The sequence below is a fragment of the Streptosporangium sp. CA-135522 genome (assembly GCF_050949235.1).
Classification (GTDB): Bacteria; Actinomycetota; Actinomycetes; order Streptosporangiales; family Streptosporangiaceae; genus Streptosporangium.
Map to the genome: position 1 here is coordinate 7,344,350 of NZ_CP192026.1, position 25,823 is coordinate 7,370,172.

General features: G+C 70.9%; 23 protein-coding genes. 8 read left to right on the forward strand and 15 right to left on the reverse strand.

Annotated features, from left to right (window positions below; genetic code table 11):
* Window positions 1-129: 129 nt before the first annotated feature.
* Entirely contained in the window at window positions 130-858 is a 729-nt protein-coding gene (locus ACQPYK_RS34820) for a metal-dependent hydrolase (protein ID WP_433240636.1), read from the reverse strand.
* 235 nt (window positions 859-1,093) lie between these two features.
* Here ACQPYK_RS34820 and ACQPYK_RS34825 point away from each other — a divergent pair, with 235 nt between their 5' ends.
* Window positions 1,094-3,055, forward strand: a complete 1,962-nt coding sequence (locus ACQPYK_RS34825) for a ricin-type beta-trefoil lectin domain protein (RefSeq protein WP_433240639.1) — start codon at window positions 1,094-1,096, stop codon at window positions 3,053-3,055.
* Between the two features lie 145 nt (window positions 3,056-3,200).
* Here ACQPYK_RS34825 and ACQPYK_RS34830 read toward each other — a convergent pair whose 3' ends face one another.
* A complete protein-coding gene (locus ACQPYK_RS34830) occupies window positions 3,201-4,490 on the reverse strand; it encodes an MFS transporter (RefSeq protein ID WP_433240642.1) in 1,290 nt (429 codons plus the stop codon).
* A gap of 218 nt (window positions 4,491-4,708) precedes the next feature.
* On the opposite strand from ACQPYK_RS34830, the gene ACQPYK_RS34835 reads away from it, so the two are divergent.
* Both ACQPYK_RS34835 and ACQPYK_RS34840 read left to right on the forward strand, forming a co-directional pair.
* Complete coding sequence (locus ACQPYK_RS34835) at window positions 4,709-5,470, forward strand: PadR family transcriptional regulator (protein ID WP_433240645.1); 762 nt, start codon at window positions 4,709-4,711, stop codon at window positions 5,468-5,470.
* 7 nt (window positions 5,471-5,477) lie between these two features.
* Complete coding sequence (locus ACQPYK_RS34840) at window positions 5,478-6,050, forward strand: DUF1707 SHOCT-like domain-containing protein (protein ID WP_433240648.1); 573 nt, start codon at window positions 5,478-5,480, stop codon at window positions 6,048-6,050.
* Window positions 6,051-6,127: 77 nt separating this feature from the next.
* On the opposite strand, the gene mug is transcribed toward ACQPYK_RS34840, so the two are convergent.
* The 6 genes from mug to ACQPYK_RS34870 all read right to left on the reverse strand — a co-directional run bounded on the left by mug (window position 6,128) and on the right by ACQPYK_RS34870 (window position 14,863).
* Window positions 6,128-6,694 (reverse strand): G/U mismatch-specific DNA glycosylase, encoded by a 567-nt coding sequence (gene mug / locus ACQPYK_RS34845; RefSeq protein ID WP_433259010.1) that lies wholly within the window; start codon window positions 6,692-6,694, stop codon window positions 6,128-6,130.
* A 94-nt stretch (window positions 6,695-6,788) separates the two neighbouring features.
* Window positions 6,789-8,198 (reverse strand): sugar porter family MFS transporter, encoded by a 1,410-nt coding sequence (locus ACQPYK_RS34850; protein ID WP_433240651.1) that lies wholly within the window; start codon window positions 8,196-8,198, stop codon window positions 6,789-6,791.
* Between the two features lie 186 nt (window positions 8,199-8,384).
* The gene (locus tag ACQPYK_RS34855; protein ID WP_433240654.1) at window positions 8,385-9,548 is read right to left on the reverse strand and encodes a VLRF1 family aeRF1-type release factor; all 1,164 of its coding nucleotides are present in this window, start codon (window positions 9,546-9,548) and stop codon (window positions 8,385-8,387) included.
* A gap of 108 nt (window positions 9,549-9,656) precedes the next feature.
* The gene (locus ACQPYK_RS34860) at window positions 9,657-12,245 is read right to left on the reverse strand and encodes a polynucleotide kinase-phosphatase (RefSeq protein WP_433240657.1); all 2,589 of its coding nucleotides are present in this window, start codon (window positions 12,243-12,245) and stop codon (window positions 9,657-9,659) included.
* On the reverse strand, window positions 12,238-13,791 hold the full coding sequence (locus ACQPYK_RS34865) for a 3' terminal RNA ribose 2'-O-methyltransferase Hen1 (protein WP_433240660.1): 1,554 nt from the start codon (window positions 13,789-13,791) through the stop codon (window positions 12,238-12,240). Before ACQPYK_RS34865 ends, ACQPYK_RS34860 begins: the two co-directional genes overlap by 8 nt.
* Window positions 13,792-13,939: 148 nt before the next feature.
* Entirely contained in the window at window positions 13,940-14,863 is a 924-nt protein-coding gene (locus tag ACQPYK_RS34870) for an LLM class F420-dependent oxidoreductase (protein ID WP_433240663.1), read from the reverse strand.
* A gap of 148 nt (window positions 14,864-15,011) precedes the next feature.
* Between ACQPYK_RS34870 and ACQPYK_RS34875 the strand changes: the two genes are divergently transcribed.
* The 3 genes from ACQPYK_RS34875 to ACQPYK_RS34885 all read left to right on the forward strand — a co-directional run bounded on the left by ACQPYK_RS34875 (window position 15,012) and on the right by ACQPYK_RS34885 (window position 17,635).
* Window positions 15,012-16,091, forward strand: a complete 1,080-nt coding sequence (locus tag ACQPYK_RS34875) for a hypothetical protein (protein WP_433240666.1) — start codon at window positions 15,012-15,014, stop codon at window positions 16,089-16,091.
* Window positions 16,092-16,156: 65 nt separating this feature from the next.
* Window positions 16,157-16,909, forward strand: a complete 753-nt coding sequence (locus tag ACQPYK_RS34880; RefSeq protein ID WP_433240669.1) for a Clp protease N-terminal domain-containing protein — start codon at window positions 16,157-16,159, stop codon at window positions 16,907-16,909.
* 198 nt (window positions 16,910-17,107) lie between these two features.
* Window positions 17,108-17,635 (forward strand): TetR family transcriptional regulator, encoded by a 528-nt coding sequence (locus ACQPYK_RS34885; RefSeq protein ID WP_433240672.1) that lies wholly within the window; start codon window positions 17,108-17,110, stop codon window positions 17,633-17,635.
* 201 nt (window positions 17,636-17,836) lie between these two features.
* On the opposite strand, the gene ACQPYK_RS34890 is transcribed toward ACQPYK_RS34885, so the two are convergent.
* The gene (locus ACQPYK_RS34890) at window positions 17,837-19,090 is read right to left on the reverse strand and encodes a class I SAM-dependent RNA methyltransferase (protein ID WP_433240675.1); all 1,254 of its coding nucleotides are present in this window, start codon (window positions 19,088-19,090) and stop codon (window positions 17,837-17,839) included.
* Window positions 19,091-19,152: 62 nt separating this feature from the next.
* The gene (locus tag ACQPYK_RS34895) at window positions 19,153-21,267 is read right to left on the reverse strand and encodes an APC family permease (RefSeq protein ID WP_433240678.1); all 2,115 of its coding nucleotides are present in this window, start codon (window positions 21,265-21,267) and stop codon (window positions 19,153-19,155) included.
* A 116-nt stretch (window positions 21,268-21,383) separates the two neighbouring features.
* On the opposite strand from ACQPYK_RS34895, the gene ACQPYK_RS34900 reads away from it, so the two are divergent.
* Entirely contained in the window at window positions 21,384-22,049 is a 666-nt protein-coding gene (locus ACQPYK_RS34900; protein ID WP_433240681.1) for a potassium channel family protein, read from the forward strand.
* Window positions 22,049-22,720 (forward strand): potassium channel family protein, encoded by a 672-nt coding sequence (locus ACQPYK_RS34905; RefSeq protein ID WP_433240684.1) that lies wholly within the window; start codon window positions 22,049-22,051, stop codon window positions 22,718-22,720. The genes ACQPYK_RS34900 and ACQPYK_RS34905 overlap by 1 nt, the downstream gene beginning before the upstream one ends.
* 228 nt (window positions 22,721-22,948) lie before the next feature.
* On the opposite strand, the gene ACQPYK_RS34910 is transcribed toward ACQPYK_RS34905, so the two are convergent.
* The 5 genes from ACQPYK_RS34910 to ACQPYK_RS34930 are packed head-to-tail and all read right to left on the reverse strand — an operon-like array spanning window position 22,949 to window position 25,806.
* On the reverse strand, window positions 22,949-23,614 hold the full coding sequence (locus tag ACQPYK_RS34910) for a DUF3159 domain-containing protein (RefSeq protein ID WP_433259012.1): 666 nt from the start codon (window positions 23,612-23,614) through the stop codon (window positions 22,949-22,951).
* Window positions 23,615-23,647: 33 nt separating this feature from the next.
* Window positions 23,648-24,040, reverse strand: coding sequence for an OB-fold nucleic acid binding domain-containing protein (locus ACQPYK_RS34915; protein WP_433240687.1), 393 nt, complete (start codon window positions 24,038-24,040; stop codon window positions 23,648-23,650).
* A 48-nt stretch (window positions 24,041-24,088) separates the two neighbouring features.
* Window positions 24,089-24,763, reverse strand: a complete 675-nt coding sequence (locus ACQPYK_RS34920; RefSeq protein ID WP_433240690.1) for a DUF3710 domain-containing protein — start codon at window positions 24,761-24,763, stop codon at window positions 24,089-24,091.
* A 48-nt stretch (window positions 24,764-24,811) separates the two neighbouring features.
* Window positions 24,812-25,255 (reverse strand): dUTP diphosphatase, encoded by a 444-nt coding sequence (gene dut, locus ACQPYK_RS34925; protein ID WP_433240693.1) that lies wholly within the window; start codon window positions 25,253-25,255, stop codon window positions 24,812-24,814.
* Complete coding sequence (locus ACQPYK_RS34930) at window positions 25,252-25,806, reverse strand: PaaI family thioesterase (RefSeq protein WP_433240696.1); 555 nt, start codon at window positions 25,804-25,806, stop codon at window positions 25,252-25,254. The genes dut and ACQPYK_RS34930 overlap by 4 nt, the downstream gene beginning before the upstream one ends.
* Window positions 25,807-25,823 lie beyond the last annotated feature (17 nt).

A 25,823-nucleotide genomic window follows, 5' to 3' on the forward strand; every position in this document is an offset into this window, starting at 1 on the left:
TCCTGCCGCACCATCGGAGTGCCCATGTCAGTCAGGTATGCCTAACCAGGCGCCCACGGGTTGCAGCGGATGTCTCGATATCAAGATATCCCTACAGATATCTCGACATCAAGTTACCGACCGGTACGCTCAGAGCAGGACAAGGCGGAAGTACAGCAGGCCGATGACGACCACGGACAGCAGCGGGGCGAGGAACTTCTGCTCGAAGGCACGGCCGGTCTTGATCCCGATCTTCCACGGCAGCAGCCAGCGCTGCCGCATCGGCCACAACACCGGACAGCCCTTCTCCGTACAACAGTCCCCCACGACGTGCGCCAGGCACCCGACCGCGACCGCCGGCCCGAGCCAGGCATAGCCCACGTTGTCGCTGCGGAACACCGCGAACAGCCCTATCGTCAGGCCGACGTTCACCATCGCCGAGGCCAGCTTCTTGCCCGGGACACCGATCCCGATCGCTCGCAACGCCAGGCCGATGAGCAGGACGACCAGGATGTCGCGGCCGATCGGATAGGTGTTGGCCAGGTAGTGGGCGCCGAATCCGGTGGCGACCGCGAACAGCAGCGAATGGGTGGCGTGGCGGTGTCCGCCGCTCAGCCAGGCGATGGCCTTGCTCAGCGCCCAGGTGACCGGGCCGAAGGTCTGGGCGATGGTCGCGCTGGGATGGTCCAGGTCCGGCAGCATCGCGGCCCCGGAGCAGATCAGCGCTCCGGCGACGAACTCGGCGGGGGTGAGCGCGTTCGCCATGACGCCGGTCTCCATGAACCGGGAGGACTCGGTGAGCAGCGGAAGGGCCGCCAGCGTCGGCGCCACCCCCAGCCAGGCGATGGCCCCGGTCAGCGCGTGCGTATGCCCCATCATCGGCCGAACACTCCCATCAAGATCACGCTAAGCGACTGTACGGCAAAGCTCGCTTCAAGGAGAGGACCGCGCCATTTTGCATCACCGGCGCGTCGGGGCGGCGAGACCGATCCGATACATGAGCCATGTTCATCTTTCTTGGTTTTTGAGGTTACCTGAGCGTAACAAGCGCTTGTCTCGATCTCCCATCCCTTCGTGACCCGATCTCCCATCCCTTCGTGAGAGGTAACCCCCCATGCCCCTCCGCCTGCCCAGACTCCTCACGGCCGCGCTGGTCGCGGTCACCGCGTCCGGCCTCGCCGGCCCAGCGGCGCACGCCGCGCAGAACGGTGCCAAACCGCTCCCCGCGGCGCTTGAGACCATCCGCCGGGCCGAGGCCGTCAAGCTCTACGGCGACGAGGCCGTCCGGCCCATGGACCAGCGCAAGACCGCACTCGCCTCGCTGGGCGACAGCGAGATCTCCGGTGAGGGCGCCTTCGATCGTTCTCTCTACGAACCGGGAACCGACGGGCCCGACAATTGGTGCCATCGATCGAAGAAGGCCGCGATCCACGTCACCGGCATCCCGGCCGATGTGACCTTCAACCTCGCCTGCTCCGGGGCGCAGACCAACGACATCACCATCGGCGGGACCCACCAGTACGACGAGCTCAACCAGGGCGACAATCTGGCGATCAAGGCCCGCAACACGCGGATCAAGATGATCGCCGTGGTGGCCGGGGCCAACGACTCCGGCGGCCCCGAGTTCGGTCCGACCATGACCGAGTGCGTGGAGAACCGGGTCCTGTTCAAAGGGAACTGCTGGCCCAAGCACTCCCCCGCCTGGGCGGGCCGGATCGACTTCATCGTCCCCCGGGTGGAGAAGGCCCTGCGCGACGTCCGGCAGATCATGACCGACGCGGGCTACACGGCCGCGGACTACCAACTCGTCGCCATGAGCTACCCCAGCCCCGCCAGCCCCGACGTGGAGGACAACCCGAACTTCCCCGGCTGGTACAACGGCGGCTGCCTCGGCTACCTGTCCGACCTCGCCTTCGCCCGTAACAAGGCGGTGCCGATCTTCGAGCAGGGCATCCGCAGGGCGGCGGGCCTGGCGGGTGCGCGTTACCTGGACGCGAGCAGGCTCTTCCACGGCCGCGAGGTCTGCATGGACGGCCCCTGGGTGACCGGGTTGCACGCCGTCAACGGCGACATCTTCAACCCCCGGGCGACCCAGCAGTCCTTTCACCCGAACTCCGCCGGGCACGCCGCGTTCGGCGCCTGCCTGGGGCGGTTCTACGCGGCCGACCTCACCCAGGCCGCCTGCATGCTTCCCGCGGGCACGCTCACCCCGGCGCTCTACCCCGGCCTGCCCGAGTTCAGGCAGCTCAGGAGCGGCGCCACCGGCGACTGCCTCGACGTGGACGGCAACTCCACCCGCAACGGCCGCAAGCTGATCGGCTGGGCCTGCGAGGGCACGCGCAACCAGGCCTTCTGGTACGACCCGGCCCGCAGGACCCTGCACACCGAGCTCTCACACGACCGCTGCGCGGACGTCAGCGGCGGCAAGCCGGTGGCGGGCGCCGCGATCCAGGTGTGGGACTGCAACGCAAGCACCGCCCAGCGCTGGACCCACGCCGGCACTCGTCTGCACACCGCGGACGCGCCCGGGCTGTGCGCCACGCTTCCCGGCGGCGCCCCCGGCGACAGGCTCACGCTCGCTCCCTGCGACTCCGGCGATCCCCGGCAGGTGCTCACCTGGGAGGCCAGGAAACCTCTGATCTACACCGAACTGAAGTCCGGCGAGAAGTGCCTGGACGTGCCGGGCTCCTCCCCCACCGGCGGGACGAACCTGGTGCTCTACACCTGCGACGGCAACGCCGACCAGTTCTGGGCCCACAACCCGGTCTCCGGGCAGCTGCACAACCTCGCCGACTCGGGCATGTGCGCGGACCTGGAGGCCGGCACGATCGCGGCCGGGCAGCCGATCCAGGTGGCGAACTGCTCCTCGGCGACCGGCCCGTACTCCGCGTCGATGCGCTGGAGCCTGGCCGACGGAACGTTCCTGTCCCGCAAGGACACCGACTGGGCGATCGCCCCGTCCGGTACCGCCAACGACTCGGCGGTCGTGCTCCAGCGGGCCGCGGGACAGCGGTGGAGCGCCGGTGCGAGCCGTACGCCCGATCCGTGGAAGTTCCTGACCGCTGACATCTACTGAAAGACGAGCGATCCGCCGGAGAACTCTCCGGCGGATCGCCCTGGTGTCGTAGAAACGACAGACGGGACCGTTCCGCACCGAAAGCACCCCCCAGCCCTTCCGGCACGGAACGAATCCCGTCTATGTCCTTTGTAACGTGCAGGTCTCAGTGCTTGTTCCGAAATCCGCCGAGAATTTCGTGATCTAGCTCACTTCCTCGTTGAGCGAGCGCGATCTCACGGTCGGTGACGGTCATCAGGAACGGCACGACGGGCACGGCGGCCACCACGGCGAAGATCGCGAAAGCACCCGTCAGCCCCGTCACCTCGGCCAGTCCCCCGGCCAGTCCCGCGCCGACCGGAAGCGTTCCCCAGCTCAGCAGGCGGGCCGCCGCGCCGTACCGGCCGAGCAGCCGGTCCGGCACGACCAGCTGGGCCAGGGTGCGGCTGTTCACCGTCCAGAGCGTGCCGCCCATTCCGCCGAGGAGCGCGGCCGCGCCGACCGCCCAGGCGTCGGGGAACACCGCCGGCACGATCATCATGACGATCGTGCCGACGAGGTCGGCGAAAAGCGCCCAGCGCACGCCCAGCAGGCGGTTGACCGCGGTGACGAGCACGGCGCCGAGCAGCCCTCCCACGCCGATCGAGCCGAGCAGCAGGCCGTATCCGGCCGGATCGAGGTCGAGCACCCGGATGGCGTAGGAGGGCAGTAGCGCCAGCCACGCGCTCCAGCAGGCCACCAGCGCCGCGATGGTCAGCGACATCGTACGCAGCAGGCGCTGGCGCCAGAGAAAGGCCAGGCCCTCGACCATCTCCGCCCTGACCCTCCCCGGCTCGCGTTCCCGCCCGGATTCGCGCCCCCCGGGGCCGGGGGCGCCGGCGCGGAACCGGCCGGCGAGCAGCACGAGCAGCACCGCCCCCAGGGCGAAGGCCATGGCCGACGAGCCCAGGGCCACGGCGGCGCCGACGCCGACCAGCAGGCCCCCGAGGGCCGGGCCGGCGAACTCGTTGGCGACGGTCTCGGCGCCGGCGATCCAGGCGTTGACCCGGCCCAGCCGCTCCCGCGGCACGGCGGCCGGGACCAGGGCGCCGACCGCCGAGTTCGCCACCACCTCGGCCAGGCCGATCGAGGCGCCCGCGAGGTAGAGCAGCGGCAGCGACAGCGCACCGGCCGCGACGGCCACCAGCAGGCCCAGGACGACGGCGAGCCTGACCAGGTTGGCCGCGGCGGCCAGCCGCCTGCGGTCACCACGGTCGACGAGCACCCCGACGTGAAGCGAGGCCAGCAGCCACGGCAGCGTCAGGGTGAGCCCCACCCCGGCGACCAGGCCGGGCGAGTCGGTCAGGCCGACCGCGAGCAGGGGAAGCACGATCTTGGCGACCCCGTCGGCGAGGTTGGTCGCCACGGTGAACCCGACGAGCACCGCCTCGTTCCACCGCACCGTTCGCCCTTCCACCCGGACGGCCATATGCAACCTCCAAAAGCATTTTAGTGGTTACACCATAATCGCGAAGGCGGGCCGGACGGAAGACGGAAGAGTCCAACAAAGGCGACGTAGCCCCAGGACCAGCTAAAACTCCAGATATCACCACATAGGGTTGTCGTTAGAATGTTATCGATATATCTTTGAAGCATCGAGAGCGGTCTAAAGACGATCGCGAATGAGGAGGAACCATGACTTCCGCACACACGATGGGAGGCCGGTGGGCCGGCGCCATCCCGCAGGAGATGCGGCACGAGATGAAGCGCGCCGCCCGGGAGGCCTGGCGGCACATGGCCGCCGGCTGGCACGAGGACGAGCCCCACGACGAGGGATCCGGCCCGCACGGCCGGGGTCCCCGCGAGCGCCGGCACCGCGGGCACCGCGGTCCTTTCCCCGGTGGCGCCTTCCCCTGGGACTTCGGCAGGGAGTTCGGCAGGGGCGGTCCGGGGCGCGGCGGCCCGTTCGGCGGCCGGCCGCCGTTCGGCCGGGGACGTAAGGCGAAGCGGGGCGACGTCCGCGCCGCGATCCTCGCGCTGCTCTCCGAGGAGCCGCGCAACGGCTACCAGATCATCCAGGAGATCGCCCAGCGCAGCGAAGGCGGCTGGAAGCCCAGCCCCGGCGCGGTCTACCCGGCGTTGCAGCAGCTCACCGACGAGGGCCTGGTGCTGTCGGAGGAGAACGACGGCCGCAAGTCCTTCCGGCTCACCGAGGCGGGCGAGGCCTACGTGGCCGAGCACGCCGACGAGGTGCGGGCCCCATGGGAGGAGATGACCCCCGACGTCGACGACAGCACCTGGGAGCTGATGAACCTGGCTCGCCAGTCGGGCTTCGCCATGCTCCAGATCCTGCAGACCGGCAGCGACGCGCAGATCCGCCAGGCCAAGCAGATCCTGACCGAGACGCGTCGCAAGCTGTATCAGATTCTGGCCGACGGCGACCCCGGCGAGGAGTGAGCCACCGATGACGTCCCCAGACGATCTCCGCATCGGAGACGCCGAGCGCGAGGCGGCCATGGCGGCCCTGCGTGAGCACTACGCGCAGGGCCGCCTGACCCACGAGGAGCTCGAAGAGCGCATCGAGCTGGCCCTGTCCGCGCGCACCGGCCGGGAACTGGCCCTGGCCCACGCCGACCTGCCCGACCTGTACGGCTCCCGCTCCGGAGGCCGTGACGGCTCCGCGGAAGGGCGGGAGCGGGGACATCGGGGTCCCGGCTGGGCCGTGCCGACCGGCGTCGAGCCGTGGCACGGGGGCAACGGCTGGGCCGGCCCGGGGGGTGTCGGGCCGTGGCACGGGCGGCGCGGACACGCTTCGCGCCGGGCCGGCCACCGTCACCCCGCCTGGGAGCACCGGGCGGGTCGCCGAGGCAGGCCGCCGGTCGCCCCGTTCCTGTTCCTGATGCTGGTCATCGGGGTGGCGAGCGCCGGGTTCTGGACGCTCAAGTTCTTCTTCGTCGCCTGGCTGGCGATGGGCGTGCTGGGCATGCTCCACCGCAGGCGATGGCATCCCCGGGCCGGGGGCGCGCTGCGCCGCTGAACCGGCGCCGATCGCCGCGAGGGCCGGCGCCCCGTCACGGGCCCGGCCGCCGGAGACCCGTCACCGGCACCGGCCGGTCAGCGCAGGGACTCCCGCAGCCGTCGCATCTCCCCGGCGATCCGGTCCAGCGGCCAGTGGGCGTTCAGCCCGCTGGGGTTGGGCAGCACCCAGACCGTCGTGTCGCCGACCTTCTCCTCCTGCGGTCCGACGGTCGCCTTCGGATGGCCGAAGGCCGTCCGATAGGCGGTCACCCCCGCCACCGCCAGCACCCGGGGGCGGGCCTCGGTGACCAGCCTCACCAGACGCGCCCCGCCCTCGCGGAACTCCTCCGCCGACAGCTCGGCCGCCTGCGCGGTGGCCCGTGCCACCACGTTGGTGATGCCCAATCCGTAGGAGGGCAGCATCCACTGCTCCGAGGGGGCCAGCAACCGGGGCGTGAAGCCGGAGCGGTGCAGCGCCGGCCAGAAGCGGTTGCCCGGCCGGGCGAAATGGTGGCCGGCGGCCGCCGAGTAGAGGCCCGGGTTGATGCCGCAGAACAGCACCTCCAGCGACGGGCCGAGCACGTCGTCGAGCGTCCGCCCCCTGGCCGCGTCGAGCTCGGCCTTCGTCGGCGGCGCGGCCCTGTCGGACGCGGCGGCCTTCACGGACGCGGCGGCCGGAGGCGTGGGTCCGGAGGACCCGGAGGACCCGGAGGGTCCGGCCGGGGGTGCGGGGTTCACCGGGGGCACGACCACGAACCTAACCCATCTCCTCCAGCTTGCGGCCCTTGGTCTCCCGCACCTTCCACCACACGAAGAGGAAGGACAGCACGGCGAAGCAGGCGTACCCCACGTACGCGCCGGCCAGGCTCCAGGCGGCCAGGGACGGGAAGGAGACGGTGATCAGCCAGTTGGCCACCCACTGGGCGGAGGCGGCCACCGAGAGCGCGGCGGCCCTGATCCGGTTGGGGAACATCTCGCCCAGCAGCACCCAGACGACGACGCCCCACGACAGCGCGAAGAACAGCACGAAGACGTGCGCGGCGACCAGCGCCACCACACCCTGCGTCGCCGGCAGCCTGACGGTGGCCCCGCTGGGAATGCCCGCGCTGAACGCCCACGCGGCCACCGCGAGCGCGACCGCCATGCCGGCCGAGCCGATCAGGAGCAGCGGTTTGCGGCCGATCCGGTCGACCAGCGCGATGGCGATGAACGTGCCGACGATGTTGATGATCGAGGTGGAGAAGCTGATCAGCAGCGAGTTGCTCTGGTTGATGCCGACCGACTGCCACAGCGACGACGAGTAGTAGAAGATGACGTTGATGCCGACGAACTGCTGGAAGACCGACAGCAGGATGCCGATCCAGACGATCGGCAGCAACCCGAGCGACGGGCCGCGAAGGTCGCGCAGCCGTGGCCGGCGTTCGCTGCGCAGCGAGTTCTGGATCTCCGCCACCCTCTCGTCGAGGTCGACGCGGTCGCCCTCGACCTCGGCGAGCACCCGCCGGGCCATCTCCGTCCTGCCCACCGCGATCAGGAAGCGCGGCGACTCGGGAATGATCGTCGAGAAGAGCAGATAGAGCAGGGCCGGGACCAGGCAGGCGCCGAGCATCCACTGCCAGGCCTCCAGGCTGAGCAGCTTGTTGTTGACGTTGCCGCCGGCCAGCTGGGCGATGGCGTAGTTGACGAGCTGGGACACCGCGATGCCCAGCACGATCGCGAGCTGCTGGAAGGATCCCAGGCGCCCTCGATAGGCGGGCGGCGCGACCTCGGCGATGTAGGCGGGACCGATCACCGAGGCCATGCCGATCCCGACGCCCGCCAGCACCCGCCAGAAGGCGAGGTCCCAGATCGCGAACGGCAGTGCCTGGCCGACGGAGCTGATCGCGAACAGGATCGCGGCCACCTGCATCGTCCTGGTGCGCCCCCAGTGGTCGGCTATGCCTCCGGCGATCCACGCGCCGACGGCCGAGCCCAGCAGCGCGATCGCGACCACGAATCCGATCTGGACCGGGCCGACGCCGAAGTGCTTCTGGATCCCGGTCACGGCGCCGTTGATGACGGCGCTGTCATAGCCGAAGAGGAATCCGCCGATCGCTGCGGCGGCGGTGATGAAGACGACATGCCCCAGGTTCTCGCTGGAGGTGCCGGAAGGGGTGGTACCGACCATGACAGTCCTTTCCCCCGAAAGACGTAGGTATCCGTGGCTCAGCCGGTGAAGATCGGGGCCGATCCAGATCGAGGGGTTTATTCATGTCATGAGCTGCGAAAACACAAATCCGACCTAAGGGAAAGTGTCTCACAGGGTCTCGCCGTGATCAGCGCGGCCATCCGGCTGCCGCCCGCGGCCGGGGCGTCACCAGCGCAGGATCGCGGCCAGACCATCCGAATCGGCGAGGGCCTCGGACGCCTTCTGGTCCAGAACGATCACTTCGGCGTCGATGTCCAGGGCTCGCTCGATCATGCGCTCCCCCATCCTGGGCTCCCGGACGAGTGTCTGCGCCGGCTCCCCCTGCGGGGTCTCGACGGACGGGTAGAGCCGCCCGTCGGCCGCACGGCCGCCGCTCCACTCGCCGGATTCGGCCAGCAGCAGCTGCGCCACCCGGCTGTCGTTCAGCGCCCCGAGCGTGGCCTCCAGGCCGAGGGCACCGCGTCCGCCGGACAGGGCCGCGTCCCTGGCCCGGTTCACCAGCTCGGTGGCGAAGCGGGTCCGGGCGGCCAGCAGCTGCGGCTCCGCGTACTCGGCGATCTTGGCTGCGGACAGCGAGTCCACTACGGCGTCGACCTGGATGACGTCGCCGGTCAGCTCTCCGGCCAGGACCTCGGTCAGCTGGACGTCGCCGATCAGCACGGTCGTGGTCCAGTCGCGGGCCGCGGCCCGCTCGGCGATGTCCGGCGCCGCCCCGCGCAGGAGCCTGGCGACGTTCTCCCCGATCCGGCGCTCGAGCCTGTCGCGGTGCGACCCGCCGTGCGGGGCGAAGTCCGTGGGCGCGGGGGCGCCCTTGACCCGCCAGTCCTCGGAGTCGAGGTCGAAGGGCTTCCTGTCGGCGTCCTCGGCCTGGCCGTAGCGGTAGTCGATCACACGCAGCCCGTCCCGGGAGACGAGCACGAGTCCGGCGGGCGGTGCGGTCTCGACCGTGTTGACCAGCGGGCGCACATAGGCGGTCGATTCCAGGACGATCTGGCCGGCGACCGGCAGTTGGAAGGAGAAGGACCAGACCCGGTCGTCGCCGACCGGGGCGAACAACGCCCGGCCGAGTCCGGACTCGGTGGGATTGAGCAGCGTCCGCAACTCGGGTTCGAGCTCGTCCAGCCGTTTGAGAACGGCCGTCCGCCGCGCCCGGTCCCCGTCCGCGGTGACCTGCTCACGCAGCTCGGCGAGCTGGTTGCCGAACCGGATCCGCCACGCGGGCCGGACCGCCGACTCCTCCCGGGGGTCGGCGGTCACGTAGAACGACAGCACTCCCCGGTCGTCGTGGATGGCGACGACTTCCCGCAGAGCCGCACGATCGAATCTCACGACGGTCCTCCCTGATGGTCCGGCCTCCAACGATATGGACCTGTATGGGAGGAGCCATCGTTCCGATCGGGAAAATGCCTTCCTTCTTCACCTGTCTTTACCCGGAGATCACAGACGCGGGTCGACCGGCTCGGACTCCAGTGCCAGGACGGCGAAGACCGCCTCGTGCACGCGCCACAGCGGCTCGCCCTCGGCCAGCCTGGACAGCGCCTCCAGGCCGAGGGCGTGCTCGCGCAGGGCGAGCGAGCGCTTGCGGCCGAGGAAGCGGCGGCGCAGGACCTCCAGGCTCTCGGTGTAGTCGGGACCGTAGATGATCCGCAGATACTCCCGCCCGCGCACCTTGATCCCCGGCTGCACCCGTCCCGGGGGCACGGCCGCACCCGAGCCCGCGCCCGGCCGGCCGGGTGACGCCGCCGGATCATCCGGACCCGGCGTGTCCTGCCGTCCCCCCGCTCCCGCCGTGGCCGGCCACTCCAGCGGTTTGACGACCATGCCCTCCCCGCCGTCGGCGGTCAGCTCCAGCCACCAGGCGGTCGCCGCGTCCTTGGACTCCTGCGAGGCCAGGTCGACGAACACGTGCCGGGTCGGCGCGATGAGCGGATCGACGAGCCGGGAGAGCATGTCCAGGTGCCAGGAGTGCGGCTCCTGCGCGGCGGTCGCCCGGCCCTCGCAGGCGAGGATCTGGAACGGCGCCAGCCGTACCCCGTCCAGACCGGACACCGGCCAGCAGTAACGCGCATAGGCGTCCCGGAATCGGGCAGCGTTGGCCCAGCGGCGGCGGGTGCGGTCCAACAGATCGCCCACATCCAGTCCGCGCCCGACCGCCGCCTCGAGCACGGTGATCGCCTCGGGCAGCGCCGTACGGGCCGCGGCCCCCACCGACGCGTACTGGCTGCGGATCAGCCCCTCCGCCTTGGCCGACCAGGGCAGCAGCTCGCAGTCGAGCGCGAGCCAGTCCGAGCCCAGCTCGTCCATGACAGGCGCGCACGCCTGCCTGAGCCGATCCACCAGCTCGGCGGTGTCGTCGAAGAACGGCCTGCCGGTGCGGGTGTAGACCGCCCCCGCCGTCCCGTCCGTGACCCCGAACCGCGCCGCCGCCTCCGGGCTCCTGGCCAGTACGGCGACCGCCCGCGAGCCCATGTGCTTCTCCTCGCACACGACCCGGGTGACGCCCGCCGCCGCGAACTCCGCGAACGCCTCGGCCGGGTGCTCCAGGTAACCGTCGAGCCCGGAGGTCTCCGGCGGGGCCATCGTCGGGGGAAGGTAGACCAGCCAGCGCGGATCGACCGCGAACCGGCTCATGATCTCCAAGGCCGCGGCCGAGTTCTCCTCCCGGACCTTGATGCGTCCGCCACCGTGACGTACCTCGATGTGCTTGGCGCCCCGGACGTCCTCGATCGACAGCGTTTCGGGGTCGCGGCGCCCGGGGGCCGTGAGCGGCCTGACCGACTCGTACCAGATCCGCTCGGCGGGCACCGAGACGATCTCCTTGGTCGGGTAGCGCAGCGCGGTCAGCCTCCCGCCGAACACGACACCGGTGTCCAGGCAGATCGTGTTGTTGATCCACTCGGTTTCGGGGACCGGCGTGTGGCCGTAGACGACCATGGCCCGGCCCCGGTACTCCCGCGCCCAGGGGTAGCGCACCGGCAGGCCGTACTCGTCGGTCTCACCGGTGGTGTCGCCGTACAGCGCGAAGGAGCGCACCCGGCCCGAGGCCCGGCCGTGGTAGGCCTCCTTCAGCCCGGCGTGCGCCACGACGAGCCTGCCGCCGTCGAGCCGGTAGTGACTGATCAGCCCGTCCATGAAGGCCAGCGCGGCCGCGCGGAACTCCTCCGGCTGGGCGGCGAGCTGGTCCAGCGACTCCTGCAGCCCGTGCGCGACCCTGACCTTGCGGCCGTTGAGCGCGCGGGCCAGCTTCTGCTCGTGGTTGCCCGACACGCACAGCGCGGTCCCGGCCGCCACCATGCCCATGACCAGTCGGAGCACTCCCGGCGAGTCCGGTCCCCGATCCACCAGGTCGCCGACGAACACCGCCGTCCTACCCTCCGGATGGACCGCGCCCGTGCCGCCGGGCTCGATCTCCCAGCCCAGGGTGCGCAGCAGCGTCTCCAGCTCGGCGCGGCAGCCGTGCACGTCGCCGATGATGTCGAACGGCCCGGTCAGCTCACGCCTGTCGCTCCAGGCCTTCTCACGGACGACCGTGGCGGCCTCGATCTCCTCGGTCCCGCGCAGCACGTGGACCCTGCGGAAGCCGTCCCGGGAGATCTTCGCCATGGACCTCCGCAGGTCCTTGCACTGCCGCCGGATCACGTGGGGTCCGAAGTCCCGGTCGGGCCGAGCCGCGTTGCGCTCGGCCGCCACCTCCTCCGGCACGTCCAGGACGATCGCGTCGACCAGCACGTCGTGGGACTTGGCCAGCTCGATCAGCTTCTTGCGTGCCTCCCACTGGACGTTGGTGGCGTCCACGACCGTGAGCAGACCCCGCCGCAGCCGGGTGCCGACGATGTAGTCGAGCACGTCGAAGGCGTCGGGTGTGGCGCTCTGGTCGTTCTCGTCGTCGGCCACCAGCCCCCGGCAGAAGTCCGAGGAGATCACCTGGGTGGGCGCGAAGTGCTTGCGGGCGAAGGTCGACTTGCCGCTTCCCGACACTCCGACGAGCACGACCAGCGACATCTCCGGAACGGCGATCTCAGTCATCTCCACCTCCCGCACGCACGGCGCCCGCCTCGGCGAACAGAGCCATCTGGGTGGGCGGGCCCACCTCGGAATCGTCGTCACCTACCGGCCGGAAGGTGACGTGGTAGCCGTACTCGTCGCAGATCCCCGCCGCCCACGCCCGGAACTCGGCCCGGGTCCACTCGAAGCGGTGGTCGGGGTGGCGCATGCCCTGCAGGAAGTCGTAGCGCACGTTGTACTCGGCGTTGGGAGTCGTCACCACCACGTGTCCGGGCCGGGCGGCGCCGAAGACGACCCGCTCCAGCGCTTCCAGGCGCGGCGGGTCGACGTGCTCGACGACCTCCATGAGCACGGCGGCGTCGTATCCGGCGAACCGCTCGTCGGTGTAGGTCAACGCCCCCTGGAACAGCTCCAGGCGCTCCCGCTGCCGCTCGGACATCCGGTCGAGCTTCAGCCGCCTGGCCGCCAGTGCCAGCGCCTGTGCCGAGACGTCGGTCCCGGCGACCTTGGTGAACCCCGCTCTGCCCAGCAGCGCCCCGACGAGCTGGCCGGATCCGCATCCCAGGTCGATGACCGTGCGCGCGCCCAGTTCCTCCAGCGCGTCCAGCACCGCCTCCCTGCGCAGGACGTTCAGGGGCCGTCTGGCCGCGGCGTCCCCGTCCTGCGCGGGCGGCGCGTTCCGCGAATGCCGCGTATCCCCCGGGTCCCGGGCGGGCGACGCGTCCTGCGCCGGTGCGCAGGAGTCCTCGGGGAAGGAGTCCTCGGGAAGGGAGGGGAAGGAGTCGGCGGGATCCTCCTCGACGGGGGGCTCCAGATCCTCCTCCACGTCGTCGCCGAGCTCGGCCAGGCGGGCGAAGGCGACGCGGGCGAGCGCCCAGCGACGGCCGAGGTAACGACGGGTGATCAGGCTCCTGTCGGGGTGGGCGGCCAGCCAGGACTCCCCCGCCCGGATGAGCTTGTCCACCTCGTCGGAGGCGACCCAGTAGTGCTTGGAGTCGTCGAGCACCGGAAGCAGCACGTAGAGCTGGTTGAGCGCGTCCGCCAACCGCACCTCGCCGCGCAGCGCCAGCCGCACGTAGCGGGAGTCGCCCCATTCGGGAAAGCCCTCGTCCAGCGGTACGGCCTGCGCCTCGACCGTCCAGCCCAGCGGTTCGAACAGTCGGTGCGCCATCTCGGGCCCGCCCCGGCAGGGCAGCACGGGCAGCACGATCTCCAGCGGGATGGGCCCGGCGGCCAGCTCCGGGCGGCTGTCGCAACGGCCCGAGCGAGCCGTGCGGAACACGTCCGCCAGCGCCACGGCCAGCAGGGACGACGCGGCGTAGGGCCGGTCGTTGACGTACTGGCCCAACGCGTAGTCGGGCGTGGCGTGGCCGCGCGAGCGCACCAGGCGGATCGGGTCGACGTCGAGCATCAGCGCCACCGTGCAGCGCTCCTCGTCCGCCTCCGGATAGAAGACGCGGGCCACGCCGTACGACTGGCCGAACTCCTGGATCCGGTCCGGATGCTTGTGCAGCAGGAAGCCGAGATCCGTGGCGGGCCGTACGGTCGTGGAGATCGTGAGCAACACACGGCCAGTCTGCCCGATACCCGATCAAGCGGGCTATCGGTTAACGAACCGGACACGAGCCCGAACAGGCCGCCGGAACCCCGGGCGGTGGGACGCCGGAGTACCGGCGGGCGTTCGCGTCGCCGGCGTGGGCGTGGGCGTCCTCGGCCTACACGTGAGGCAGGACTTCGGCGGCGATGAGCTCCAGCTGCTCCAGATCCGACAGGTCCATCATCTGGAGGTAGACCCGCTCGGCGCCCAGCTCGGCGAATTCGCCGAGCTTGTCGACCACCTCGGCCGGGGTGCCCGCCAGGCCGCTCGTGCGCAGCGTGGCGAGGTCCTGCCCGGCGGCCTCGGCCCGACGTGCCACCTCGGCCTCGTCGGAACCGACGGCGACGGTCTGGGCGACCGAGAACACGATCTCCGAGCGTCCCTCCGCCTCGCACGCCTCCCGGACCCGGCCGAAGGCGAGCCCGGTGTCGTCCAGGGTGTGGAACGGCAGGTTGTACTCGTCGGCGAATCGCGCGGCCAGCCGCGGGGTGCGCTTGGCGCCGAACCCGCCGATGATGATCGGCGGCCTGGGACTCTGCACGGGCTTGGGCAACGCCGGCGAGTCGGCCAGCCGGTAGTGGGCGCCCTCGAACGAGAACGTCTTCCCCCGGGGCGTGGTCCACAGGCCGGTCAGGATCTCCAGCTGTTCCTCGAACCGGCCGAAGCGCTCGCCCATCGGCGGGAACGGGATCCCGTAGGCGGTGTGCTCGGCGTCGAACCAGCCGGTGCCCAGACCCAGCTCGACCCGGCCCCCGCTCATCTGGTCCACCTGGGCCACGCTGATCGCCAGCGGGCCGGGCAGCCGGAAGGTGACCGGGGTGACCAGGGTGCCGAGCCTGATCGTGGTGGTCTCCCTGGCCAGACCGGCGAGGGTCACCCAGGCGTCGCTGGAGCCGAAGCCGGGGTCGCCCGGCGTGATTCGCATGTAGTGGTCGGAACGGAAGAAGGCGTCGAACCCCAGACGCTCGGCGGTCTGCGCGACCATCAGCAGCTCGTCGTAGGTGGTGCCCTGCTGCGGTTCGGTGAAGATCCTCAACTTCATGAACACCATTATCCGGGCAGTACGGACGGCATCCGCAGAAAGCCCGCGCGGTGGTGAGGCCGCTTGCTAGCGTTCAGGCTTTCGGTTCGCTCGGTAACGACTCCGGCACCGAAAGCGACCGCTCGTCGTCGTGGAGAAGGTGAATCCCATGTCGGTGGCGATAGACCGCTCCGCCGCCCGTCCGGCCCGTGAACCGGGCACCCCGCCCCGGTCCCTGGTCGCGCTCGCGTCGGCCACGCTCGTCGCCGTGACCGGCTTCGCGCTCTGGCTGCTGCCCGGCAGGATCGTCGAGAGCGGGGCGCCGCTCGGCCAGGCGCCCCACGCCAGGGCCGGTTCTCCCCTTCTGACCACCCGGCCCGCGGCCGACCAGGCTCCCCGGCCGGCTCTCTCCCCTCCGGCCCCCGCCCGCCCGGCGGGTTTCGTGCCGTTCGTCGACACCGTCCGCGACCCCCTGTTCAACCTGACCAGGGCCGCCAGACAGGACGACCTCCGCTGGTTCACCCTCGGCCACCTGACCGCCGGGCAGAACGGCTGCACCCCGGCATGGGGTGGCCGACAGGAGCGGGAGGGCGCTCCGGTCGCCGGTCGCCTGGGCCGCCTGCGCGCGGCCGGCGGCGACGCCGGTCTGGCCTTCGGCGGCCCGGCCGGCGCCGAACTGGCCACCGCCTGCACCGACCTCGACCGTCTCATCGCCGCCTACCGCCAGGCGATGGGCGCCTTCGGCGCCACCTACATAGACTTCGAGGTTTCGGAGGCGGGCGACGAGGAGACCGTCCTGCGCCGCGCGGACGCGATCGCGACGCTGCAGCGTGAGGCCGTCGCGAAGGGGCGCCCGCTCACCGTGAGCTTCACCCTGCCGGTGACCCGGACGGGCCTGTCCCTCCACGACCAGACGATGCTCCGATCCACCCGGGAGGCGGGCGCCGAGATCACCGCCGTCAACCTGCTCGCCCCGATCGAGCGCACCTCCACCGGACAGGCCGACCTGCATTCCATCGCCTCCGCCGTCCGCGCCGCCCAGCCCCAGATCGCCCGCTCCCTGGGCGAGCCTGCCGCCTGGCACAGGATCGCCCTCACGCCCCTGCTGACCGGCCCGTGGGACCTCACCGAGGCCGACGCCCGCAAGCTCGTCGCCTTCACCGCCGGTAACGAACTGGCCTGGCTCTCCACGCGGGGAGCCACCCCGGCCCCCGGTGTCGCCCGGATTCTCGCGGCGATTCCCCGCTAGACAAGTGCTCCTGACGGGGTTATAAGTCAACTATAACCCTTCAATAACCCCACAATGGAGGCACGATGCCGAAGATCAACGTCTATCTGCCGGACGAGCTGGCCGAGGCGGTCAAGGAGGCGGGCATCCCGGTCTCCGCCGTCTGCCAGCGCGCTCTGGAGCAGGCCGTACGGCGGGTCACCGCCGTACGGGAGACGGCGCTGGGCACTCCCGACCTCGACGACCCGACGGCCCGTTTCACCAATTTCACCGAACGGGCCCGCAGCGTGGTGAAGCTCGCGGTGGAGCTGGCGGGCGCCGAAGGGGCGGCCGAGGTCGGCACCGAACACCTGCTGGGCGGCATGCTGGCCGAGGGCGGCAACCTGGCCCTGCAGGTCCTGCGCGCCATGGAGATCGATCCCGACGAGGTGCGGCGTGAGCTGGACCGGCTGACTCCCGCCGAGGCGTCCGGCACACCGGCCGGCTCCCCGCTGAGGTTCAGCGCGTCGGCCGCCGCCGCCTTGGAGCTGACCGTCACCGACGCGACCGGCATGGGCCACAACTACATCGGCTGCGAGCATCTCCTCCTCGGACTGATCGCCGAACCCGACGGAGGCGCCGGCCACGTCCTGCGAGGTCTCGGCGCCGAACCACGGCTGACCCGCCGCGCGGTCACCGCCGCCCTGGCGGGCTACGTCCACCTGCGGGCGCAGAGCCAGGCCACCGCTTCGGCGGCCGACCCGGCCGCGGCCCTGTCAGCGGCCGTCCACCGGGAACTGCAGCCGATCGTCCGGAGGCTGGAACGGCTGGAGGAACGGCTCGGCCCGGACCCGAGGTAGGTCCCGCGAGCTTGGGGACGACTCAGCCGTGACCGACCGGCGTGGTGCCGAACATGGGGGCGCGCGCCACGACCGGCCCCTGGCTCGACCTTCGTGTCCCCATCTCCTCTCGGGCGCGTGCCGAGTGTCGGCACCGTCCACCGCAAGATAAAATCCGTACACGTATGTACGTTGAACAGGGCTGCACGAGGGACGACGATGACGGCGGCGGCAAGGCCGGACCGTGCCCGCCGGACACAGGCGGATCGGCGTGCCCGGACCAGGAGCGCCCTGCTGGAGGCCGCGGCGCGGGGGCTGTCCACCTACGGCTACGCCAACCTGGTGCTGGAGCGCGTGGCCGGCGAGGCGGGCTACACACGTGGCGCCCTGTACCACCTGTTCGCCAACAAGGAAGATCTGGCGCTGGCGGTGGTGAAGCGGGTCGAGGAGACCTGGAACGCCGAGGTCGGCCGGCTCGCCGCCGATGAGGCCGACCCCGTCGAAGCGCTGCTGGCGATCGCACGGGGCCACGCCGTCTACTGCCGCCGCGACGTGGCCCGCGCCCTGATGGCGCTGAGGATCGAGTTCACCGGGCAGGACCATCCGGTCGGCCGGGCGATCATGGAGATCTTCGACCGGCTCGTCACCGACTGCGCCGGCCGGATCGCCGCCGGACGCGACAGCGGCGCGATCCCGCCCGGGCCGCCGCCCCAGGAGACGGCACGCGCCTATCTCGGCGCCCCTTGAGGGGGTCGTGGTCCCGCTCGCCGGGCACGCCCCCTTCGACGTCGAGTTCGCCGACAGGGCGGTACGCGGCGTCCTCGGTCTGCCGCCCGCGCCCATCACGACCGGACCGTAGGGGCTCGGTCCCCGCCGGCGCACACCGACATGGAGGTCCGCGAATGAGGCTGTCGCCGGGGCACGGGTGAGGTGTCGCGTCACCACCGGTCAGGCCTGGATCGGATCGCTGACCAGCAGGGCCACGCACTCCATGTGGTGGGTCATCGGGAAGGCGTCGAAGGCGCGCAGGTCGGCCAGGCGGTAGCCGCGCTCGCCCAGCCAGGCGAGGTCGCGGGCCAGGGTGGCCGGGTCGCAGGAGACGTAGACGATGCGGGTGGCCTGGAGGGCGGCGACGCTGTCGACCACGTCGCGGCCCAGGCCGGCTCGGGGCGGGTCGACGACGACCAGGTCGGCCCGTTCGATGCCGAAGCGGTCGAGGGCGTTCTCGACCCGGCCCCGGGCGAAGCGCGCCTGGGGCAGGTCCCGGAGGTTGCGTTCGGCGTCGCGCACGGCCACGGCCTCGGACTCGATGCCGAACACGGCGCCCTCGGGGCCGACGGCCTCGGCCAGACCGGCGGCGAACAGCCCGACGCCGCAGTAGAGGTCGAGGGCCCACTCCCCCGGCTGGGGAGCGGCGAACTCCAGGACCGTGGCGAGCAACGTGGCGGCCGCACCGGGGTGAATCTGCCAGAAACCGCTCCCGGTGACCTGGAACTCACGGTCTCCGACGCGTTCGGTGAGGTGGTTGCGGCCGTGGACCACGCGGGTGCGGCCCTTGCCCTCGTCCACGAAGACGGCCACGCTCGTGTCGAGGTCCGGGATGGCCACCGTACGGCGGGGCTTGGGGGCGACCACGACGGCCTGGTCCCCGGCGCTGGAGGCGATGACCTCGACCGAGGAGGCGTTGCGCCAGTTCATGACCTCGGCGCCGACGTTCTCCACCTCGGGGTGGGCGATCAGGCAGAAGTCCACCGGCTCGATGTCGTGGGAGCGGTGACGGCGCAGGCCGGGGACGCCCTCGCGGTCGACCGCGAACTGGACGCGGGTGCGCCAGCCGAGACCGTCGGGGGCACCGGGCACCTCCTCGACGACGCCCTTCCAGTCGATGCCGGCCAGCCGTTTGAGCTGCTCGGCGACCACGTCGGTCTTCAGCAGGCGCTGGGCGTCGAGGGAGGCGTGCTGCCAGTCGCAGCCTCCGCAGCGGCCGGGCCCGGCGAACGGGCACGGCGGGGTCACCCGGTCGGCGGAGGCCTCCAGGATCTCGACCGCGTCGGCTCGCAGGAACCGGCTGGTCTCCTCGGTGATCTCCGCCAGGACGCGCTCGCCCGGGAGCGCGTGCCGTACGAAGACGACTCGGCCGTCATGGCGAGCGACGCACCAGCCACCGTGCGCGACCGGTCCCACCGTCAGTTCAATCGCCATGCCATGCTCCTAGAGTCCGTCGCCCGTCAAGCCTCCCTACCGTCAGGAGTACATACGAAAGGTTATGCCTTGCCGTCCTCGTCGCGGGCCACGGCGTCGCGACCGGGCTCCACGGCGAACCCGTCCGGAGCCACCCCGTCGTAGCGGGCCTCGTCACCGGGCGCCTCGCGCAGCCGCCGGCGGACGGCGTCGGGGGCGTAGCGCTCGGGCCGCCCCTTGAGGCGGTCGGAGGAGTGCAGCTGCCAGGGCACGCTGGTGACCATCACGCCGGGCTGGAAGAGCAGGCGGCCCTTCAGCCGCAGCGCGCTCTGGTTGTGCAGCAGGTGCTCCCACCAGTGACCGACGACGTACTCGGGGATGTAGACCGTCACCACGTCGCGGGGCGAGCGGCGGCGCAGCGACTTGACGTACTCCAGGATCGGCCGGGTGATCTCGCGGTAGGGCGAGTCGAGCATCTTCAGCGGCACCGGGATGCCCCGCTGCTCCCATTCCTCCTGCAGCGCCCGGGCCTCCTCCCCCTCCACGCCCACGGTGATCGCCTCCAGCGTGGAGGGCCGGGTGGCCCGGGCGTAGGCGAGGGCACGCAGGGTCGGCTTGTGGATCTTTGACACCAGGACGACGGCGTGGTTTCGCGCGGGCAGCATCGATTCGTCCACCTGGGAGTCCTCGGGCACGGCGAGCTCGCGCGCCACGTTCTCGTAGTGGCGGTGGATGGCCTTCATCATCAGGAACAGCACCGGCATGGCCACGCAGACGATCCACGCGCCGTGGGTGAACTTGGTGAGCAGGACGACCACCAGCACCACGCCGGTCATGATGCCGCCGAAGAAGTTGATGACCCGCGAACGCTTCATCTGAGACCGGGTCGCGGGGTCGGTCTCGGTCTTCAGGTGCCGGGTCCAGTGCCGGACCATGCCGATCTGGCTGAGCGTGAACGACACGAAGACGCCCACGATGTAGAGGTTGAGCAGGCGGCTGACGTCGGCCTGGAAGCCCCACAGCAGCAGGCAGGCGCCGGCGGCCAGGATGACGATGCCGTTGGAGAAGGCCAGCCGGTCGCCCCGGGTGTGCAGCTGGCGGGGCAGATAGCGGTCCTGCGCCAGGATGGAGCCGAGCACCGGGAAGCCGTTGAACGCGGTGTTGGCCGCCAGGAACAGGATGAGCGCGGTGACCGCGGCGATGACGAAGAAGAACAGGGACCCGTTGCCGAAGACCGCCTCGGAGACCTGGGCGATGATCGGTGGCTGGTAGTAGCCGGCCCCGGCGGGCTTGCCGTTGATGAGCACGTCGCGGGCGGCGGAGGCGGGGTCGGCGAGCTTGACGCCGGAGGCCAGGCCGAGGGTGATGATGCCGACGAACATCGTCACCGAGACCAGGCCCATCATCAGCAGCGTGGTCGCGGCGTTCTTGCTCTTGGGCTTGCGGAAGGCGGGCACGCCGTTGCTGATCGCCTCGACGCCGGTGAGCGCGGCGCAGCCTGAGGAGAACGCCCGCAGGATCAGGAAGGCCGCCGCGAAGGAGGTCAGATTGGTCTGCTGGGCGACGATCTCGTAGCCGGCGGTGGGGGCGCGCAGCTCGTCACCCAGGACGAGCAGCCTGAAGCCGCCCCACGCGACCAGGCCGATGACCGCGAACATGAACGCGTAGGTAGGGATCGCGAAGGCCGCGCCGGACTCGCGGATGCCCCGGAGGTTGACGATCGTCAGCAGGACGACGATGGCGATGGCGACCTGCGGCTTGTGCTCGGCGACATAGGGGATCGTCGCGCCCACGTAGTCGACGCCGTTGGCCACCGACACCGCGACGGTGAGGACGTAGTCGACCATGAGCGCGCTGGCGACGGTGAGCCCGGCGTTACGCCCCAGGTTGACGGTGGCCACCTCGTAGTCGCCGCCGCCGCTGGGATAGGCGTGCACGTTCTGCCGGTAGGACGCCACGACCGTGAGCATCACCAGCACGACGGCGACCGCGACCCACGGGGCGAAGCCGTAGAAGGAGACCCCGGCGATGGAGAGGATGACGAGGATCTCCTGCGGCGCGTAGGCGACCGAGGAGAGCGCGTCGCTCGCGAAGACGGGCAGTGCGATCCGTTTGGGCAGCAGTTGTTCGTGCAACTGCGTACTACGCAGCGCACGCCCGATGAACAGGCGCTTGACAAGGTCCGTCACCTTTGACACGTCTGCCGATGCTAGTCCCCATCCGTGCTCCCCGCTGACGCGGCACTCCCTGAGCGGGCCATACTGACTAAGTACATCGGGAGCAAGATCCGCCTCAACGCGACCGGCGGGGGAGCATGCATATCGTGATCATGGGATGTGGCCGAGTGGGTTCGACCCTGGCGCACATCCTGGAGGACAGCGGCCACTCGGTCGCGATCATCGACCGTGACCCGCAGGCGTTCCGCCGCCTGCGGGCCGGGTTCCGAGGTCGCCGGGTGACCGGGATCGGCTTCGACCGGGACGTCCTGGAAGAGGCCGGCATAGAGTCGGCCGGCGCCTACGTGGCGGTGAGCAGCGGCGACAATTCCAACATCATCTCCGCCCGGGTCGCCCGCGAGACGTTCGGCGTCGACAACGTGGTGGCCCGCATCTACGACTCCCGGCGCGCCGAGGTCTACCAGCGGCTGGGCATCCCGACCGTGGCCACGGTCCGCTGGACCGCCGACCAGATCCTGCGCCGGGTGCTGCCCGAGGGCGCCGAGCCGCTGTGGCGCGACCCGACCGGGTCGGTGGTGCTGGCCGAGGTGGCCTACCACCCCGGGTGGATCGGCACCAGGACCAAGGATCTGGAGGAGGCCGCGGGCACGCGAATGGCGTTCGTCAACCGGATGGGCGAGACCCTGCTGCCCAGAAGCGACTCCGTCGTGCAAGAAGGCGACATCCTGCATGTCATGGCGGTCGGAAGCGACATGGACCGCATCAACAAGGTGCTGTCGTCGGCACCGGAGGAGGGGCACTGATGCGCGTCACCATCGCGGGTGCCGGAGCCGTCGGCCGGTCCATCGCCGCCGAGCTCCTGGAGAACGGTCACGAGGTCCTGCTCATCGACATCGACCCCAAGGCCATCAAGATCGATACGGTGCCGCGGGCGGAGTGGCTGCTCGCCGACGCCTGCGAGATCTCCTCGCTGGACGAGGCGGGCCTGGCCGACTGCCACGTGGTCGTCGCCGCCAGTGGCGACGACAAGGTCAACCTCGTGGTGTCGCTGCTGGCCAAGACGGAGTACGGCGTGCCGCGCGTGGTGGCCAGGATCAACCACCCCAAGAACGAGTGGCTTTTCAACGAGTCGTGGGGCGTCGACGTGGCCGTCTCGACCCCCCGCCTGCTGAGCGCGCTGGTCGAGGAGGCGGTGAGCGTCGGCGATCTGGTCCGGCTGATGACCTTCCGCCAAGGGCAGGCCAACCTGGTCGAGCTCACCCTGCCCGAGGACGCGCCGGTCGTCGGCCAGCGCGCCGGTTCGGTGCCCTGGCCGACCGACACCGCGCTGGTCGCGATCCTGCGTGAGGGCCGGGTGCTGGTGCCCACCGCCGATGACCCGTTGGAGGCCGGGGACGAGCTGATGTTCGTGGCCAGCCAGGAGGTCGAGGAGGAGCTGGCCCAGCTGCTGTCCGCGCATCGTTCCATCCACTGACGGCGGTCCGCCCGTCGATGACGGCGCCTGCGGTACGGCATGCCGTACCGCAGGCGCCGTTGCGGGCCGCCGCGGGTCCGGGACACGACGGCCCGGGACGCAGCGGTTCGGGACGCAGCGGCCCAGACACAGCAGCGGTTCGGGACACGGCGGCCCAGACACAACGGCCTGGGACACGGCGACTCAGAGCACTCCGGCGCGGGGCGCGGCGTCCCGGGACACGGTCGCTCAGGGCATGGCGGCCGGCCGGATCGGGGTGCGGCCTCTGGTCAGCAGCCACACCATCGCGGCGAGGCCCGCCACCTGCAGCGGCCAGCCCATCACGATCTTGAGGATGCCCAGTTCGGCGACCGCGTCGTTGCCCCCGATCAGGTAGACCGGCAGCTGCACGGCCACCCGGACCACGCACGGGATCATCAGCATCCAGGTGAGCTTGGTGCACAGCCTCACGACGGCCGGGTCCTTGCGCCAGCCCGTCGGGTCGCCGGTGACGGACCCGATCAGGAAGCCCACCACCGGCCACCGGGTGATGATCGACAGCAGCATCGCCACCGAGTATCCGGCGTTGTAGAGGATGCCCGGCAGGTAGACGTCGCGGGCGTCACCGGTGCGGGAGGCGAAGAACGCGCCGATCCCGATGCCGACCAGGCTGTTGATCACGAACTGCGGCGACGAGCGTTGCAGCACCCGCACGACCAGCAGGACCATCGCCGCCGAGATGCTGACGATCAGGGACATCTTCAGGTCCGAGGTGCCGATCCACATCCCGGTGAAGGCGATCGTGGGCACGGCGGCCTCGACGATGCCGCGCACTCCGCCGAAGGCCTTGGCGAGCTGCACGCGCATCGCCGCCTCCACCGTGTCGTGCGCGGCGGTCTCATCGGTGGTGGTCATCTTCTCGCTCACCGCTCCGTGGTCGTCGATCGCTCACACACCGCCAGCCGGCCGTAGCTCGTATCTGGGGTTGAACATCACCTTGCGCCCATCCTGCACGCTGACGAGCCCCTCGGCCAGCACCATCCGGCCCGGCTCGATCCCGGCGATCTTCCGGCGGCCCAGCCAGATCAGCTCGATCACGTCCGACCCGTCATAGAGTTCCGCTTCGAGCGCGGGCGCACCCCCGCGAGGCCTCAAGGTCACGGTTCGTAGCGTACCGATGACGCAGAACCGACGGCGCCCTCCGCACGAGACGATGGGAGTGGCGCCGTGGCGATCGAGGTCCTGCTGGAGCTCGGTGGCCTCCAGCTCTGCCTGACTCGTCGTCAGCCGCCGGAAAAAGCCCCGAAATCCGCCCTGTTTATGCGGTTCCTGAGAACCCACGACCTCTCCTTCACATACGTGTTGAATCAGCGTACGCGATTCCCCACGTCAGCGGATCTCGGCTATCTCCGGACCTCGCCCGAACGGGTTGAGGTCGGGAACATCCGCTCCGGCCGCCTGGTGCTCCATCGCGTGCCTGGCCTCCGGCGGCAGCCGCAGCTCGATCGCCTCCTTCGGCGCCATCGGCTCGTCCCCGCGGACCACGACGATGTCGCGGATCACGCCCTCCAGCGGCGCGGCGGCCCCGTCGTCCAGCGCCGCACGACCGCTGATCACCGCGCGGAGGAACCAGCGCGGGCCGTCGACACCGATGTAGCGGACCGGCTGGGCGACCCCGTCCGCCGGAACCTTGGCGGCCAGCTCCACGCCGAACGGCCCCTCCCGCTCCTCGGCGGTGCCTCCGGCGCCCTTGACCCCCTCGGCGAGCTCGTTGCGCACCTCGTCCCAGATGCCGTTGCGCTTGGGCGCCGCGAACGCGTGCACCTGCAGGGCACTCTCGTCGACCATGACGACCGCGCCGACGATGTGGTCGCCGGCCAGGTTCAGCTGCACCTCGAACCCGGGGTCGACCGGCAGGCGCATGCCGCCGAGGTCGACCCGCTCGCGGTCGGGGTAGGGGTCGCCGGAGTCCCATGGGCCGGACTCACGCGCCTGGACCTGCTCTGCCCGCTCGACCTCCTCGGCCACGGCCGGGGACTCTTCGCGACGGCGACGTCCGAACACTTTCCTCACACTCCTCGAAGATTCGCTGGCAGCTCACCGCTGCTCACTTCAACGGCCGGTGGAGCCGAACCCGTTGGCGCCTCGCGCCGATCCGGGCAGCCGGTCCACCTCGTAGAACGCCGCCCGCTCCACCCGCTGGATCACCAGCTGCGCGATGCGGTCCCCCCTGCGCAGCCGTATCGCTTCCTTGGTGTCGGTGTTGAGCAGCGTCACTCTGATCTCACCTCGGTAACCCGCGTCCACGGTGCCGGGCGCGTTCACGATCGTCACGCCGTGCTTGGTGGCCAGACCGGAACGGGGGTGGACGAACGCCGCGTACCCATCGGGCAGGGCGATCGCCACACCGGTGCCCACCATGACCCGCTCCCCGGGGAGCAGTTCGACGTCCTCGGCGGCGTAGAGGTCCGCGCCCGCGTCGCCCGGGTGGGCGTAGGAGGGCAGCGGCAGGTCGGCGTCGAGCCTGTGGATCAGCACCTCGACGTTGTTGGTCACGGATTCACCTCGTACTCGTGGTGCTCGTCGATGATGGCCTGGGCGTCGCCGTGCTTGGTGAAGTGCTCCATGCCCACCTCGATGAAGAGGGCGGCGGCCCGCACGGCGACCGGGCCGTCCGGGGAGCCGATCCGTCCCTCAGCCTCAAGGTACGCCTTGCGGCCCGACACGCCGGTGCACCAGGCACGTAGGTGAAGCGTGGTGCCGACCGGAACCGGCGCCAGATAGTCGGTCTCCAGGCGGCCGGTGACGTAAGGCCGCTGGAAGAGCCAGATGGACATGCCGATGACCTCGTCCATCGCCGCGGCCAGCACGCCGCCGTGCGCCAGGCCGGGCGCCCCCTGGTGCGCCTCTCCCACGGTGAACTCGGCGACCACCGTGATCCCGTCAGGCGTGGTGGCGGTCAGGTGCAGGCCGGTCGGATGCCGGCCTCCGCAGCCGAAGCAGCGGCTGTAGTGCGGGCCGAGCGGGGTGCCGGGGGCGGGCGCGCCGGGAGACGCCTGCGGCGGGGCCGCTCCCGGAGGGGGGGTCGTCAGGGTGGAACGAGTCACGGAGCAGAACGTTACCC